Annotated in this window: 16 protein-coding genes and 1 tRNA gene; 12 read left to right on the plus strand and 5 right to left on the minus strand. The window is 59.2% G+C overall.

Annotated features, from left to right (window positions below; all coding sequences use genetic code 11):
• The first annotated feature begins 4 nt into the window (after positions 1-4).
• The 5 genes from ugpQ (at position 5) to AC22G6_RS02560 (ending at position 5,527) form a co-directional block, all read left to right on the plus strand.
• Positions 5-754, plus strand: a complete 750-nt coding sequence (ugpQ, locus tag AC22G6_RS02540; protein ID WP_487365477.1) for a glycerophosphodiester phosphodiesterase — start codon at positions 5-7, stop codon at positions 752-754.
• Positions 755-849: 95 nt separating this feature from the next.
• Positions 850-1,818 (plus strand): octaprenyl diphosphate synthase, encoded by a 969-nt coding sequence (gene ispB / locus AC22G6_RS02545; RefSeq protein WP_487365478.1) that lies wholly within the window; start codon positions 850-852, stop codon positions 1,816-1,818.
• A 48-nt stretch (positions 1,819-1,866) separates the two neighbouring features.
• Positions 1,867-1,943: transfer RNA gene (locus AC22G6_RS02550), tRNA-Pro, on the plus strand.
• Between the two features lie 174 nt (positions 1,944-2,117).
• Positions 2,118-3,539, plus strand: coding sequence for a site-specific integrase (locus AC22G6_RS02555; protein WP_487365479.1), 1,422 nt, complete (start codon positions 2,118-2,120; stop codon positions 3,537-3,539).
• 248 nt (positions 3,540-3,787) lie between these two features.
• A complete protein-coding gene (locus AC22G6_RS02560; protein WP_487365480.1) occupies positions 3,788-5,527 on the plus strand; it encodes a recombinase family protein in 1,740 nt (579 codons plus the stop codon).
• A gap of 169 nt (positions 5,528-5,696) precedes the next feature.
• On the opposite strand, the gene AC22G6_RS02565 is transcribed toward AC22G6_RS02560, so the two are convergent.
• Complete coding sequence (locus tag AC22G6_RS02565; RefSeq protein ID WP_487365481.1) at positions 5,697-6,830, minus strand: hypothetical protein; 1,134 nt, start codon at positions 6,828-6,830, stop codon at positions 5,697-5,699.
• 154 nt (positions 6,831-6,984) lie between these two features.
• Here AC22G6_RS02565 and AC22G6_RS02570 point away from each other — a divergent pair, with 154 nt between their 5' ends.
• The 3 genes from AC22G6_RS02570 (at position 6,985) to AC22G6_RS02580 (ending at position 8,809) form a co-directional block, all read left to right on the plus strand.
• Complete coding sequence (locus AC22G6_RS02570) at positions 6,985-7,218, plus strand: helix-turn-helix domain-containing protein (protein WP_487365482.1); 234 nt, start codon at positions 6,985-6,987, stop codon at positions 7,216-7,218.
• 546 nt (positions 7,219-7,764) lie between these two features.
• On the plus strand, positions 7,765-8,568 hold the full coding sequence (locus AC22G6_RS02575; RefSeq protein WP_487365483.1) for a DNA-binding protein: 804 nt from the start codon (positions 7,765-7,767) through the stop codon (positions 8,566-8,568).
• Positions 8,569-8,596: 28 nt separating this feature from the next.
• Positions 8,597-8,809 carry a hypothetical protein gene (locus tag AC22G6_RS02580; RefSeq protein WP_487365484.1) on the plus strand — a complete coding sequence of 71 codons (213 nt, stop codon included), beginning with the start codon at positions 8,597-8,599 and terminating at the stop codon, positions 8,807-8,809.
• On the opposite strand, the gene AC22G6_RS02585 is transcribed toward AC22G6_RS02580, so the two are convergent.
• From AC22G6_RS02585 to pnuC, 4 genes are all read right to left on the minus strand, one after another.
• The gene (locus tag AC22G6_RS02585; RefSeq protein WP_487365485.1) at positions 8,802-8,945 is read right to left on the minus strand and encodes a hypothetical protein; all 144 of its coding nucleotides are present in this window, start codon (positions 8,943-8,945) and stop codon (positions 8,802-8,804) included. The two genes, AC22G6_RS02580 and AC22G6_RS02585, sit on opposite strands and share 8 nt — an antisense overlap.
• 25 nt (positions 8,946-8,970) lie before the next feature.
• Positions 8,971-9,285, minus strand: coding sequence for a hypothetical protein (locus AC22G6_RS02590; protein WP_487365486.1), 315 nt, complete (start codon positions 9,283-9,285; stop codon positions 8,971-8,973).
• 112 nt (positions 9,286-9,397) lie between these two features.
• The gene (locus tag AC22G6_RS02595; protein WP_487365487.1) at positions 9,398-10,504 is read right to left on the minus strand and encodes an AAA family ATPase; all 1,107 of its coding nucleotides are present in this window, start codon (positions 10,502-10,504) and stop codon (positions 9,398-9,400) included.
• A complete protein-coding gene (gene pnuC / locus AC22G6_RS02600; RefSeq protein ID WP_487365675.1) occupies positions 10,501-11,094 on the minus strand; it encodes a nicotinamide riboside transporter PnuC in 594 nt (197 codons plus the stop codon). The genes AC22G6_RS02595 and pnuC overlap by 4 nt, the downstream gene beginning before the upstream one ends.
• Before the next feature lie 572 nt (positions 11,095-11,666).
• On the opposite strand from pnuC, the gene AC22G6_RS02605 reads away from it, so the two are divergent.
• From AC22G6_RS02605 to AC22G6_RS02620, 4 genes are read left to right on the plus strand one after another with little or no spacing between them, the layout of a single operon-like run.
• Complete coding sequence (locus AC22G6_RS02605; protein WP_487365488.1) at positions 11,667-11,843, plus strand: hypothetical protein; 177 nt, start codon at positions 11,667-11,669, stop codon at positions 11,841-11,843.
• Positions 11,836-12,285, plus strand: a complete 450-nt coding sequence (locus AC22G6_RS02610) for a LexA family protein (RefSeq protein WP_487365489.1) — start codon at positions 11,836-11,838, stop codon at positions 12,283-12,285. The genes AC22G6_RS02605 and AC22G6_RS02610 overlap by 8 nt, the downstream gene beginning before the upstream one ends.
• Positions 12,282-13,607 (plus strand): Y-family DNA polymerase, encoded by a 1,326-nt coding sequence (locus AC22G6_RS02615; protein ID WP_487365490.1) that lies wholly within the window; start codon positions 12,282-12,284, stop codon positions 13,605-13,607. The genes AC22G6_RS02610 and AC22G6_RS02615 overlap by 4 nt, the downstream gene beginning before the upstream one ends.
• A 25-nt stretch (positions 13,608-13,632) precedes the next feature.
• A complete protein-coding gene (locus AC22G6_RS02620) occupies positions 13,633-14,247 on the plus strand; it encodes an SOS response-associated peptidase (RefSeq protein ID WP_487365491.1) in 615 nt (204 codons plus the stop codon).
• The last annotated feature ends 7 nt before the right edge of the window (positions 14,248-14,254 follow it).

Genomic DNA, 14,254 nt, shown 5'->3' on the forward strand with positions numbered 1-14,254 from the left:
CCAAGTGCAGCTGTGGCCTCTGCCTCAGGTGCTGGCGCATCGCTGCGGCGGCGCGCTTGCGCCGGAGAACACGCTGGCCGGGCTTGAGGTTGCGGTGAAGCATGGCTGTCGAGGCGTCGAGTTCGATGTCATGCTCAGCGCAGACGGCTTTCCGCTGCTGATTCACGACGAAACGCTGGAGCGAACGACAAGCGGGCACGGTGAGGTGAGTCGTCACACACTGGCGCAACTGCGCCAGCTTGATGCCGGCAGCTGGTTTGATGCGCGCTTTGCCGCTGAACGGCTGCCGACGCTGGACGAGGCGCTCGCGCGCTGTGCGGCCCTTGGTCTGGCGGTGAATCTGGAGATCAAGCCCGCAGCCGGTTTCGAGCATCAGACCGGGCGCGTTGTCGCCGACTATCTTATCCGGGGGCGGGCCAATGGCGTGCCGGGGCTGGTCATCTCCTCGTTTGAAGATGCGTCCCTGGCCGCGGCAATGGAGATCCTGCCTGGCGCGATCTACGGTCTGCTGGTCGAGGATTTGCCCGCGGACTGGGCAAGCCGCGCAGCAGCCCTGGGCGTGCACGCGATTCATGTCTGTGCAAGCGCGCTCGATGCAGCACAGGCCCGGACGATCCGTGACAGTGGCTATCATCTTGCGGTGTACACCGAAAATGACGCCGAGCGCGCGAAAGCCTTGCTGCGCATGGGGGTTGAGACCGTAATCACCGATTTCCCCGACCGGGTGCGTGCCTTAGATATGTTTCCTGCCTAACAGAGGCTCGTTTCTCGACCGATCAATCCGCAGTCTTCCTTGACGCGCCTTGCAGCAGCCACCTACCATCCCGTTTTTTCCGCGAGCATCCAGTCTTGTCCGCCCAGCAGCTATTTGCACCTATTGCCGCCGATATGCAGGCGGTGGATGCCGTCATCCGACAGCGACTTCACTCCGATGTGGTTCTGATCCGGCAGGTCGCGGAATACATTATTCACAGCGGTGGCAAGCGCCTGCGCCCCGCGCTCGTCCTGTTTGCGGCCGGCGCGATGGGCTACCGCGGCACGCATCATCACGAGCTGGCTGCGGTGGTGGAGTTCATCCATACCGCCACCCTGCTGCACGATGACGTGGTCGACGAATCCGAACTCCGGCGTGGCAACAAGACCGCCAACGCCCTGTTCGGCAACGCCGCCTCGGTTCTGGTGGGCGACTTCCTCTACTCGCGCGCCTTTCAGATGATGGTGAGCGTCAACAACATGCGGGTAATGGACGTGTTGTCGGATGCAACCAACGTCATCGCCGAAGGGGAAGTGCTGCAGTTGCTCAACTGCCATGATGCCGACGTCGAAATCGACGACTACCTGCGCGTCATCCGCTACAAGACGGCCAAGCTGTTCGAAGCGGCCGCCCGGCTTGGCGGCATCCTCGCCGGTGCGGATGAAGCCACCGAGACCCGTCTCGCAGCCTTCGGCATGCATCTCGGCACGGCTTTCCAGATCATCGACGACGTGCTCGACTACTCCGCTGACGAAGCGGAAACCGGCAAGCACCTCGGCGACGACCTCGCCGAAGGCAAGCCCACCCTGCCGCTGATTCACGTCATGCAGCACGGTACGCCCGAGCAGGCCGCACTGGTACGAGGCGCAATCGAGAACGGCGGACGCGACGATTTTGCGGCCGTACTCGAGGCCATTCAGAGCACCCAGGCCCTGGACGAGGCCCGGCGCTATGCGCGGGAAGAAGCAAATCGCGCAATCGACGCTATTTCGACACTTCCCCCTTCCATTTTCAAGGATGCGTTGCTACAATTATCGGACTTTGCAGTTGCGAGAAATTACTGATATAGTTTCTGGCTTCGCAGAGCACGAAGCAAAGTTGTAAATCAGTGTCGGGGAATAGCTCAGCCTGGTAGAGCACTGCGTTCGGGACGCAGGGGCCGGAGGTTCGAATCCTCTTTCCCCGACCAAAAATTCCCGTCGAATCATAGGCTTATGATTTGAACTGCGGCAAAATGGAGCAAAATCCGGAAGGGTTTGCTCCATTTTTGCGTCAAAATTTGACGCAAAGTCTCCGCCGCGAAACTTTTTCGCGCCATCCCCCTGCATCTTGCCTATACGGTACTCCCAACGTGGAGTACGGCATGTTATCGCGTGTTTCTTCAAGCAGCATCTGTAATCGGTCACCCTTTGTCGTCACCGTTCGCTCGAACGCTAGCCTTAACCGGCGTTTTTCGCAGCAGGCGGCGGCCAAGGCCTACGTCGAACAATTGAGTGCAGGCGGCATCAAGGCGCGTGTCACGCAACTTGAAACAGCGTTTCAACTGCGCATCCGTCGCAAGGGCGTGCCGTTACAGTGCATTACGTTTGATTCGTTCGAAGAGGCCGAGCAGGCACGCCACCAGGTCGAGGCAAACCTGTCGGTCAGCATCGTGCGCGACTATGCGATCGCGGCAAGGACGACGCTGCGCGAACTGCTTGAGCGCTACCTTGAAGAGGTTGTCCCAACTCACAAAGGTGCGGACATTGAGCGTACGCGCATCCGGCGTCTTCTTCGTGACGAAGCGTTCGTCGACAAGAAGCTCGCGGCGCTGGTGACCGAAGACCTGCAAGACTTCATCAGCGACCGGCTTACAGAAGTCGCGCCCGCGACCGTCGACCGTGAGCTCGACGTCATCTCACAAGCGCTGCGCTACGCAGACGACGTCTGGAAAATTGCGCCTGTCGAGAGCCCGTTCAAGGGACTCCGCCGGCCGAAGTATTTCAACGAGCGCGATCGGCGTCTGCTTCCGACCGAGGAGGCCGCACTTCTTGATGCGGCACGCGCAGACGAGAACCCCTTTGTCGAGCCTGCGATCATCTTGGCGCTTGAGACTGGGATGCGCCGGGGCGAACTGTTGAAGTTGACAGCGGCAGATGTGTGTTTCGAGCGCCGCTGCGCGCTCGCGCGTGATACGAAAAACGGACGTAACCGGCGTGTGCCGCTCTCACGGCGAGCCATCGAGGTCGTCAAGGCGCTGATTGCGGCTCAGGGCGATGAGGCATGCGACGATCCGCGCCCGTTGCTCGCACTCACACCAAACGCGCTCAAGAAAGCCTTCTTCAACCGCGTGATTCCAAAGAGTGGCGTTAAGGACTTCCATTTTCACGACCTGCGCCACGAAGCGATCAGTCGTTTGGCTGAATCCGGTCGGTTTCAGCTCATCGAACTGCAGGCGATATCGGGTCACCGAGACATGCGGATGCTGCAGCGTTACACGCATCTGTGTGCCGGCAATCTTGCGGACAAGATGGATGAGCTGGCTTTGGGCACAACGAGCAGGTATGTGCACCGGGGGCGACGCCGGACGGTGGTGACTGTCGAGTCGCTTGATGGGCAATCCGCTGGGATTGGGGGCTCGCGGGCGCCAAGGTCATCGACATCAACCATGAGTGAGGTGTCGCAGCCGCCGCTCGCATATGACTCTCGAACGGAGCGGAGCGGACCTGGGGTAGAAATCGACTTGCTGCCGCCGAATGTCATCGACTTCCGTGCGCGTGTGGAAGGACGCAGTGCGCGCACTTGAATCCCTTTGCCAGATTACCGCTGGGTGAGCGCGATCAGTCACCCCGTGTGCTGAAAGACCTCAAGGACAAACGCAATGGAAAAAAAGTCAAAAAAGACATCCGTATCCCCGCCGCTCGTCGCTATACGGAGTAACCGCCCTCATGAGCAGAACTTGCCAATCGAGTTGCGGGATTTCGCAGTGCTGCTTGCCGAAATTGCGGCTCAGCAACTCCGCGACTCGAAGCAAAGTAATGAGGAGGGTTTTAAGTGACGGAACGTTGTGCAATTTATGCGCGTTACTCTGACGAGAAGCAGCGCGAGACTTCAATTGAAGACCAGATTCGCCGCTGCCAGGAACTCGGCAAGCAGCATTCTTTGAACATGAACGATGTTCTCGTGTTTAGCGATGCTGCGATTACCGGTCGTGCCGAGGGTGATGAAAAGCGGGAGGGGTTCAAGCAGCTTCTGGAAGCGTGGGACAGTCACAGGTTCACCGTTTTGTTGGTTGATGAGTTTTCACGCCTGTCGCGTGACGGTCTCACGCAAGCACAGTTATTCAGGCGTCTGGAGACCAACCTAAAAGTGCGCATGCTGACGTCCAACGGGGTGGATACGACGCGCCCAAATTGGCAACTGCAACTTGGTCTCGAAGGTGTTGTTAGTCAGCAAGCCGGGCGCGACACGCGCCATCGCGTGGTGCGTGGCATGCTGGGTCAACTGGAGCGCGGTTACATGATTGCTACGCCGGCCTATGGCTACGAGTTGAAGCGCGAGTTTGACCAGCAGGGTAATCGTATCGGGTCCCGGTGGACTATCGTCGAAAGTGAGGCTGCAGTCGTGCGCGAGATTTTTGAACGGCGTGCGTGCGGGGAGTCAATGCACTCAATAGCCAGATTCTTGAATGACCGCGGCGTTCCGACGAGGCGTCGAGCACTCAAGTCAGATGGGGGCTTCTGGCGACCTGCTGCGGTTCAGAACTTGTTGTCGAATCCAATCTACAAAGGTGTCTTTGTCTGGAATGACTCTACAACGTTGCGTTCGAGAGCTGCGAAATCCGGGCGCACGCTCGAAGCGCAAATGTTTCCGCGCCCTGAGCTTCAGTTGGTGAGCGAGGAGCTCTGGTCGCAATGCAATGCCAAGCATGCCACCCGATCAGGGTACGGCGGAGGAAAGCATGCGCTGGCAGGGTTGGTGACGTGTGGCTATTGTCAAAGTACGCTGGTGCTGAGCGCGCAGTCGAGTTGCCGGTCGCTTTACTGTGCAAACTGCACCGTCGCAAAAGCCGCGGCCAGTCAGGACGAGCGTCTGACCTCGACGGTTGCAGCGGTCGGTGTGCAGATGCTCTTGGTTGAGGCCGCACGCTATTTCCTCACCGCATCGTTTGTCGACGCTTTCAAGGCGTCGCTTCGCGAGCGGCTGTCAGGGGGTGTCGAGCTTGAATTGCAGGAAGCAAAAAAGGAATTGGCGCGGCTTGAGCGCGGCCAGGAACGACTGTCGCATATGCTGGCGTCGGCTGATGAGGACGATTCACTGCTCACGGCAAGATACGCAGAGGCGCGTGAGCGTGTCCGAAATCAGCGTTTGCGCGTCGACACGCTGCTGGCGGGTTTGGCGACTGTCGATAAGAGCGCCATCGAAGCGCAGCTCGAACTGGTTGATGTCACCCGTGTGCTTGACTCCCTGTTTACTGTCGACCTGCCACCGCAACGAATTCGAGTTGTTCTTGCGCGCCTTTTTCCTGAAATCGTCTTTGAAGGGAAACGCGGACGTTATTGCTCCATCTTCAAGATTCGTTTCGCCGTTGGCGCGGCCCTCGCGCTGGCGAGTTTGACTGGGACTGTTGATGATGCTGGCCGTGAAATGCGCTTCGAACTTCGCTACGCGCCCGACCGCTCCAAGGTGCGTGCAGGTTCTCCGTGGAGGGTGAAAGTGCTCGACGAGCTCGCTGTTTCGCCAGCAGGACGTTCCAGTGAAGGGGCGGCTTCACTGCCTGCGCGGCTGAGCTAGGCGTTACTACCCGGCGCCTCACCGATCCTTCGGTGAGGCGCCGTTTTTTTGCTATGTTTTAACGCACTTATTTTGTATCGTTAGGGTCCCAGAACGATACAAAATAGAACTAGACTGGCTTTGAGCTCACTTGCTCTGTCGGTCTGCTCTGAGGCCCGCAAAGGCAACATCAAAACGTACCTGACAGTCCGGGGCGTAGGTGTGTGCCAAAGTTAGAGTTCGGGCAGCAAAAAAATCCGTCTTCCCCATGCTTCAGAAACACATCATGAAGTACGTGACTGGCTTGTGAGCGCTCGATCTGATAATTCCGACGAAGCCCCTTAATGGACCATCCTTCCGCGCGCGCACGGTCTGCATGGCGCTGACACGCTCCAACAAAATAGTTGGCCGCGTGATGGGCGGTGATGCCTTTGCGTACTCGGTAATCGGTTGTCCGGCTTGCGCTGGTCCAGATGAGTTGGTAGCACTGAGATACCGAGAAGTCGCGCAACAAGTTCTCGAGCAAGCTAGTCAGTGAGGTAACCCCGGGCATCGGTAGATTCCGAGTGCTGAGAGTGTATTCGCAGAACTCCCAGCACTCCGCTACTGCCAGTTCGTGCCACATTTCCCGGCATTCGACATGCCAGTCCTGAGGCCATGCCGACGATGCGACCAACTCTTCAAGCTGGCTCAGAAACTCGACCGGGGCTGGCATCCGTAATTGCCACTGTACCCTCGCGGGATACCAGCCCACAATTTTTCCATCCTCTTCTGCGAACGACGGCAGTGGCGATTGCGCGTCGGGAGACACAAGGCCTGCGGTGATCAGTCGACTGACGAGAACTTCGTCGAAATCTGGTTTTGCAGGAGTGAGTCGGATGCTAGAGGCTCCTACTGGTCCGAGGCTGCACTCGTCAAGCCATCCTCCGCAACGCACTAGACTCATCAGCCCCAGTGCATCAATGGCGGCAAGCTGACGCGGCTCGACGTAGATTTCATGATACGACCAGCGTTCCGTACAGAACTGCACAACTTTCGACTGCTGGTGCTGCAACTCCGTTTCAGCGGCTCGAGAACGGGCGTCATGGCAGTGGATGCATCTGCACTGCGCAGTCTCAGAGTGGGCGCATTTGGTGCAGATCAGCTCGGAAGCGCGTCCCCAGGACTTTGAACGTCGCGGTCTTACCATCGGGCCGCCGCAGTGCCTGCAAGTGTCGTGAGTTGGTTCGGGCGGGAAGTAGCTCGAAAGCAGGCTGGCCGGGCACTGAATACTGAATTCCTGCAGCAGCGTAGCGACCCGTTCTCCAGCGTAATAGCGGCTCATCAACTCGAGTAGATCCGAGTCATCAAGATGGCTGAGGGGATTAGATGAAGGCATTTCTGGACCTCCTTGAAAACACTGAAATATACGTCATGGAATAATAGAATGTCACTCATAGAGCGTGGCCGCAAAAAGGTCGGATTCTTAGTATCTCGGGATGAAGTCAACACTCACCCCAGAGCAGCAGGAAGATCTTCACAATCTCGGTCGTCGCCTTACGGAGATCAGAAAGGCACGCGGTTGGTCGCAAGAAAAACTCGCGCTTGAGAGCGGGTTGGCACGGAGCTATCTCGGTGGGGTCGAGCGCGGCAAACGCAACATTGCCGTTCTCAACATCCTGAAACTAGCGCGCACTCTTGGATGTGAGCCAGGCGAGTTGCTTAGGATCTGAGCAAGTCACGCTTTCGTGTCGGAACGAACGCCATTACACTCAGTTGCCAAATCGAGCTTGGGTCCTGGCGGGGATCTGCAGCGAGAACGCGCCTCAGAAATCCCGATGGAGGCGGTGTCGATGAGCCTAATCCGCTGCCCTGCGACAGGCACTGGTGCATATCGCAACGTGCCCCCTTCAAATCGATTCCCAGTGGTCCGTGTATGAGTGGCGGTTGCAGGTTTGCCGGCGTAGTCATTCGCTGAACCGCCCGCGATGTCACCGTGCCTCACAAGTGCAATGGCCCCCTGCGGGCAATAACGTCGATCTTGTGGTCGTGCGCAATCACCACTGCTGCCGGAGGTCGGAACGGGCGAGCCTTGGGGGGAGGGCGATGCAGGATCGCTGCCCGGCATTGACTGTGGAGCTCGATGAAGCGGCAGGCCTTCGGAAGTGTGATTAGCACCCCTGGTAAGCAGTGAATGACTTCGCTACGTAACGTAATAAAGATCACGTTATTTTGTAACGATATCAATTAAACTGTTATCAAACTCCCGGAGGACTGCCATGACAGCCGCTCGCATCACGTTTGAGACCGTGTCATCTGCTGCGGAAGAGATTGAGGGGCGAGGAGATACGCCGAGCGTGCGAAAAATCGTCGCATTGCTTGGTGGCAGTCCGAACTCGATTTCGCCGCTACTAAAAAAGTGGCGGGAGGGGCGTCCCGCCATGCATGCGACTCAAGTGGCCATCGATCCACGAATCGCGGCCCTTATCGCCGAACAGGTGAAAACCGCCGCGGCTGAAGCCGCCCGCGACGCCGAAGTCAGACTGTCCGAGATGCAGGATGATGCAGACCTGATCGCAGAAGCTGGTCGTGCAGCCGAACAACGTGCAGCCGAACTTGTTGCAGAGTTAGAAGTCATGCGTTCACAAGTCCAGCAGCAGGCAGGTCAGATCGAGCAGATGAAAGCCCATGCCCTGCAGGTGAAAGCAGACGCAGTTGAGCGCGTGCAGTCCGCAGAAGATCGCGCAACCGCGATCGTCAACAAGGCGGAGGCCGCACTTGCACGTGAAATCGATGCTCACGAAGTGGCACGGAGGGCGCTTTCACGCGCAGAAATGAAGCTTGAGGTGCTGCCGCGGCTCGAAGCCGAGCTTGAGGCTGCCCAGGCTGAAGTCAAACATTTCCGCAATGAGGCAAGTGTTGCCGAACGCGACCTTGCTGCAGTTCGTGCCGAGCTGAAGGCGCTCCAATCGGCGTTCGAGCGCCAGAGTGCGGAAATCGCTGAACTTAAGGCAGCGATGAAGGACGAGCGAAAGCGTGCGGATGCAGCAGAGCGAGAGTTGATGGGGCGTGGGCGGGCGTGACATGCTCGCCACTGCAAGGAGTGCCCGCTTGAAGCTCTCGCGACTCTTCCAACCGAAAAGCCCGCAGTTCTGGCTGCTAGTGTCGCTCAACCTGCTTTCCACCGCGATCTCCTGGCTCCTGCAGAATCGCGAATTTCCCCTTGCGATCATGCTGGTGCTCGCCACCTTCGCGCTGGCTAATCTCTGGCTCGGTTTGCGCATCGCGCTGCGGCTCATGAAGGAGCCGCCCGGTCCTAAATGAGCCGGGCCGGCGGGCCGGCGATTTTTCGCAAATTGTGGACGGCGCGCGCGAGCGCCTCGGCCGCTATGCCCTGCTGAGCGGCGAACTTGCGCACGTCCTGCGGAATCGTCATGGAGTAGAAGTGCGGGTCGTACATCGAGCAGTCGCCCGTGACGGCAGCATTACTTAATGAACTGCCGCAGCAACGCGGCGGAAACGACTGTCTCTTCAGGGCAGAGACGACTCATTGGCCAGTGAATGCTTTCGGGAAGCGAACCTTCAACGGCAGCTTTGCGGCGACGAATCCGAGGACGCGTCCGTCGCTGCTCGACCCTGAGCTGAATCGCCCCGGGTTTTGAGTAGGCTCCACTGCCCCGGATGACGTCGCCGGCTTCTGGATTGGCGGCAATCCAGTTAATGAACTCAATGCGCTCGACTTCCGACCTGACTTCGCTGGCATAGCGTTGGAAGATAGCGGTTTCTGCAACTGTTCTCACTCATGAAACGTACGTCAATGCCGTACGATCCGCAAGCGGAGGGAGAGGGCGTGCAGGGAGGGGTGCTGGCCAGATCCAGAATGTGGAGTCCGGCCACACCACCCCTACAGGGTTAAAGGTCGGCCTCTGGTGCGGCAGCATTGAGTAGGAGCTTCTTCGCCTGACCAAGCCGGTCCTGGTGATTACCCGAAAGGATCCAGAATGGCAGGCGACGTCTCGACAGCTCGGCCAGATACCAGTCGTGTTGGCGGGTGCGGAAGGCCGGGTCGCGCCGGGTGCCGTCCTGAACGAACGGAAAATCCGGGGCGCAGAGCCAGATCCGGTCGTAGGCACGATCGGTCAGTCGTTGCAGTTCTGCATCGACCCGACCAAACAGGTCGCTGCTGTAAAGAGCGGTGGTCAGCGGTGAGGTATCGCAGAACAGCCAGCGCCGCGCTGTGCCGGCCAACTCATCTTCGGTAACGACCTGCCGGCGGCCAATCTCTAGCATGTCGGTGAAGTCAAGCCGGCCTTCCTTTTCCAGCCATCGCTCGCGGCCGTATTCGGGAACCCACGACGTCTTGAACTCCGCTGCGAGAGCTTCGGCTAGCACCGACTTGCCAGTCGATTCACCACCCAGAAGGCAAATCCGTTCGACGAAATCGGCATTCACGATCGGCGAAAGAAACCGGTGATGCTCGTCCGGCATTACGCGCATCGCCCTTCCGGAAACTGGTACGGTACCCCGGGCACGGTCGACGCAGACGTGGCGAACCGTCTGCGCTCGCCCGGTCGCCGTCGTGAAGTACCAACTCAAGACGGCAGCAAACCCGTCGCCGTAGTCTTCACTGGTGAATACCGCGTCAGGGTGTTCGTTAAGCACGTCGTGACAAAGCCAGGCACAGAATAGGCGGTGCGCTTCGTCGCCGGCGTCGTTATGCGGAACGTCTCGCAACGCCAAACCCCTGCGCACGCACAAATCGGCCAAGCCAGCCGGATCAATGACCAGCCGCCGCGTTTGCGGGTAAAGGCTGGCCAGCCAACGCTCCCGTGCGGCAGCCTCGCAACGCGAAAACTCCGGCACGGTGTAGCTAATGATCAGTACTTCGTCACAATCAGCCAGCGCACGTTCGATCAGGAACTGGTGGCCCCGATGCAGGGGCGAGAACTTGCCGACGACGAGCCCGCATCGGAACCGTTTCGGGTCGCTTAGCAAGCCGGATTTTAACGGCGAATTCATCCGCGGACCGGCACGCTCGCGAGCGATTGCTTGGCACCGGCCATGCACTTGCTCCAAACGAACCAGGACACCAGTGCATTGACCCAATACACCGAGTACAGGAAGGCCGTGAGGTAAAGCTCGCGGCTGGCGAAGAGCGGCACCGAAATGGTATTGACCAGCAGCCAGAACATCCAGGTTTCCAGCTTGCGTCGCATCAGCATCAACTGCGCGATGACGCTGAACACCAGCACGGCTGAGTCGACGTAGGGCGCATAGGCATCGGTGAAATGGAATAGAAGAGCGCCGTAGGCGGCCGTGACCAGCGCGCCTGCTGGAACAACGAGCAGCAGCAAGCGGGGTTCGCTGTGAGTGATCGGGAGCGGGTTGCCGCGATTACCGTGCAGCCATGCCCACCAACCGGTGGCGCTGGTGACCAGAAAAAACACCTGCAAGGCCACATCGGCATAGAGATTGGCGTCGTAGAACAATAACCCGAACAGGATGCATCCGATGATGCCGGTCCACCACGTGTTAATGCTGTTGCGTCCAGCAAGCAGGATCGACACCGCGGTGATCAGGTTGGCGGCAATTTCGAGAGGGCCGGTCACGAGCAAGCCCCTTCGAGTGCCGAGGCATATTGCAGAATATTGTCGTCCTCTGTGGCCGTGACGGATAGGAACTTCAACGACTCCACGTGGAGTATCTCCGAGCCGCGCTGCGATAGTCAATGCTGGATTTTCGCACCTGAGAGTCGAACAAACGTCAAAAACGCGCCCGGCCAAAAGCAGTCATTTGGAATAGCTTGAGTCTGAGCCCTCTAATGCGTAACGTGCCGGGACCGGCCCGCCAGAAAATTCTACACGCAGTCCGCAAACGCTGCATTGCTGTCGTAGGCGGCGAGATTCGCTACTTCCGCTTCGGGTCGAAACGGTGAGTTCGCAGGTTCGAGGAGCTGCTGTTCGACCTCGCTGAGGGACGTGCGGCCGGCTTAGCTAGGATTGCCGCCGCTCAGCCAGCGCAAAGTGGACGACCGCATAGGCCGATAATCCGTCAGCTGCCCAGTCGTCGTGCGGACAAGTCTCATCTGATCGCCGCTGCGCCCGTTACCTCAAGTTTTACCGAGTTCCGGTTGCTTTACTTCTGATGCTGTACAAAAATACAGCATTAGAAGGAGCGCATCATGATCCGTATCGTCTGTCCGTCCTGCCACACTCCACTTGGTAGCGACGAGCTTGAGCAAGCCACCATCGATGGACATCTCAGCTTCGTGTGTCCCGAGTGCTCGATGGTGCTGCTGACCGAACCGCAAGATGAGGCCGAGCAGCCCATTCGCGCTGAGGAACCCGCGCATGCTTGACGCACCGGTCAGCCTCGGCCCCGGTGTTTTTGTACCGCTGCCGAACGCGCCCGTACTCGAACTTCCGCTCGATCCGGTCAAAGTTTCCGCAGGTTTTCCGTCGCCGGCCGCCGACTATGAAGCGTCGCGTCTGGACATCAACACCTACCTCATCCGTAACGCCGTTTCGACCTTCTTTTTCCCGGTCCAAGGGGATTCGATGCAGGGGGCGGAGATCTTCGATGGTGACATCCTTGTGGTCGATAAAAGTGTCGAGGCGCAGCACGGTCACATCGTTGTGGCCTTCGTGAATGGTGAGCGCCTGGTGAAGCGGCTCCACAAACGCGGCAAACGCGTCGCGCTGATTGCAGAGAACCCTGCCTATCCGCCGATCGACGTGACACAGGAGATGGAGGTTGTCGTCTGGGGTGTGGTTGTCGGCAAGTTCAAGCGGATGCTGTGAGTACGCCCGTGGGTTTCGGTGGAATCGAGCAGCCGGTCTTCGCGCTCGTCGATTGCAACAACTTCTACGCCAGCTGCGAGAAGCTGTTTGACCCGACGCTCGCCGGAAAGCCGATTGTCGTGCTCTCGAACAACGATGGTTGCGTGGTCGCGCGCTCGGCTGAGGCGAAGGCGATTGGGGTGCCGATGGGGGCGCCCTGGCACCAGCTGCGCGAGCTTGCGATGAAGGAGGGCATCATCGCGTACTCATCGAACTATGCGCTCTACGCCGACATGAGCAACCGCGTCGTCGAGGTCCTTGGCCAGTTCGCTTCCAGCCTTGAGGTCTATTCGATCGACGAGTCCTTCCTCGACCTCACGGGTTACAGCGGGCTGCGCGAAGGGGGACTCGCTGTGTATGGTCAGGAGATCCGTCGCCGCATCCACGACTGGCTTGGACTGGCGGTATGCGTTGGCATCGGCCCCACCAAAACACTGGCAAAGCTCGCCAATCACTGTGCGAAGAAGAATCTCGCGGGCGCTTCCGGGGTATGTGATTTCACCGTAATGACCGAGTGCGAGCTTGCAGCGCTTTTCGCCCGCATTCCTGTTGCCGAGGTGTGGGGTGTCGGCCGCAAGAATACGGCTCGGCTGGAAGAGATGCGAATCCTCACGGTTCAGGATCTTCGGTCCGCCAATACGGAAACGATTCGCGCCCGGTTCTCGGTGGTGCTTGAACGCACCGTGCGCGAGCTACGCGGGACGTCGTGCCTCGCGCTGGAGGAGATGGTGCCTGCGAAGCAGCAGATCATGAGCAGCCGCTCGTTTGGTCAGTATGTCCATGAACTGCCCGAGTTGAAGGAGGCGGTCGCGAGCTACATGAGCAAAGCCGCCGAAAAACTTCGGGCCCAGCACTCAGTTGCCGGCGCGGTGCAGGTCTTTATCCGCACCAACCCCTTCAAACCAAAGGAGCCGCAGTATCACCGTGCGGTCACGATTCCGCTGCCTGAGCCCAGTGCAGACACGCGGGTGCTCACCCGCTGGGCACTCCTGATCCTGACCGAGATCTACCGGCCGGGCTTTGACTATCAGAAAGCCGGCGTGATGCTCTCCGAACTGCGGCCAAAACACAGCATTCAGGGCAGCCTCTTTGCCGCGTCGGACACGACGGAGCGTTCAGAGGCGCTGATGCTGGTCATGGATCAGATCAACACCCGGTGGGGGCGGGGGACTTTAAAACCCCTGGTCACCGGGCTGGATCAACGCTGGCAGATGCGCAGAAACCAGTTGTCGCCCGCATGGACAACGGACTGGAACGCGCTGCCGGTGGCACTGGCACGGTGACGCGCTGTGGGCGTAATGTTGGCCCATGTGTGCCAATTACCGCCCCGCCAGCCCGGAAGCACTGACCGCTTATCCGCTGCCGCCACCCGACTTCGAGTACGGAGAGGCGTACCCCGGCTCGGTCGTGCCCATCGTCACCAACTTCGCAGCGCGGCTGTGGGTGCCGGCCTCCTTTGGCCTGGTGCCAAACTGGGCGAAAGATGCCAAGATCGTCCGGTCCACCTACAACGCCCGATCCGAGACCGTTGGCGACAAGCCCTCGTTCAGAGACGCGTGGCGACGCGGACAACTGTGCATCGTTCCGGCAAGCGAGATCTTTGAACCGTGTTACGAATCGGGCAAGGCTGTCCGTTGGCGAATTGCCAGAGCCGATGGCAAGCCCATGGGCATCGCCGGGATCTGGGCTCGCCGTGAGGAAGCCGTTGGGCTTCCGACGTGGTCAATGTCGATGCTCACCATCAACGCGGATGGCGATCCCGTCATGCAGCGCTTTCACAAGCCCGAGGACGAAAAGCGCTCGGTGGTGATTCTGCCGGATGAGCGCTGGGGCGATTGGCTGCGAGCCAAGTCTGAGGAGGATGCGAGGGCGATGCTGACGATCTATCCGGCAGATGCGTTGAGTGTTGAGGCTGCGCGCTGACTCTTCC

The organism is Parazoarcus sp. PS-13 R2A (assembly GCF_057621855.1).

What these genes read in the sequence shown, in the direction of transcription:
- AC22G6_RS02555 (WP_487365479.1), top strand. Translation starts at nt 2,118, where the DNA reads ATGTTATCGCGTGTTTCTTCAAGCAGCATCTGTAATCGGTCACCCTTT.
- AC22G6_RS02565 (WP_487365481.1), bottom strand. Translation starts at nt 6,830, where the DNA reads ATGAGCCGCTATTACGCTGGAGAACGGGTCGCTACGCTGCTGCAGGAA.
- AC22G6_RS02570 (WP_487365482.1), top strand. Translation starts at nt 6,985, where the DNA reads ATGAAGTCAACACTCACCCCAGAGCAGCAGGAAGATCTTCACAATCTC.
- AC22G6_RS02575 (WP_487365483.1), top strand. Translation starts at nt 7,765, where the DNA reads ATGACAGCCGCTCGCATCACGTTTGAGACCGTGTCATCTGCTGCGGAA.
- AC22G6_RS02585 (WP_487365485.1), bottom strand. Translation starts at nt 8,945, where the DNA reads ATGTACGACCCGCACTTCTACTCCATGACGATTCCGCAGGACGTGCGC.
- AC22G6_RS02595 (WP_487365487.1), bottom strand. Translation starts at nt 10,504, where the DNA reads ATGAATTCGCCGTTAAAATCCGGCTTGCTAAGCGACCCGAAACGGTTC.
- AC22G6_RS02605 (WP_487365488.1), top strand. Translation starts at nt 11,667, where the DNA reads ATGATCCGTATCGTCTGTCCGTCCTGCCACACTCCACTTGGTAGCGAC.
- AC22G6_RS02610 (WP_487365489.1), top strand. Translation starts at nt 11,836, where the DNA reads ATGCTTGACGCACCGGTCAGCCTCGGCCCCGGTGTTTTTGTACCGCTG.
- AC22G6_RS02620 (WP_487365491.1), top strand. Translation starts at nt 13,633, where the DNA reads ATGTGTGCCAATTACCGCCCCGCCAGCCCGGAAGCACTGACCGCTTAT.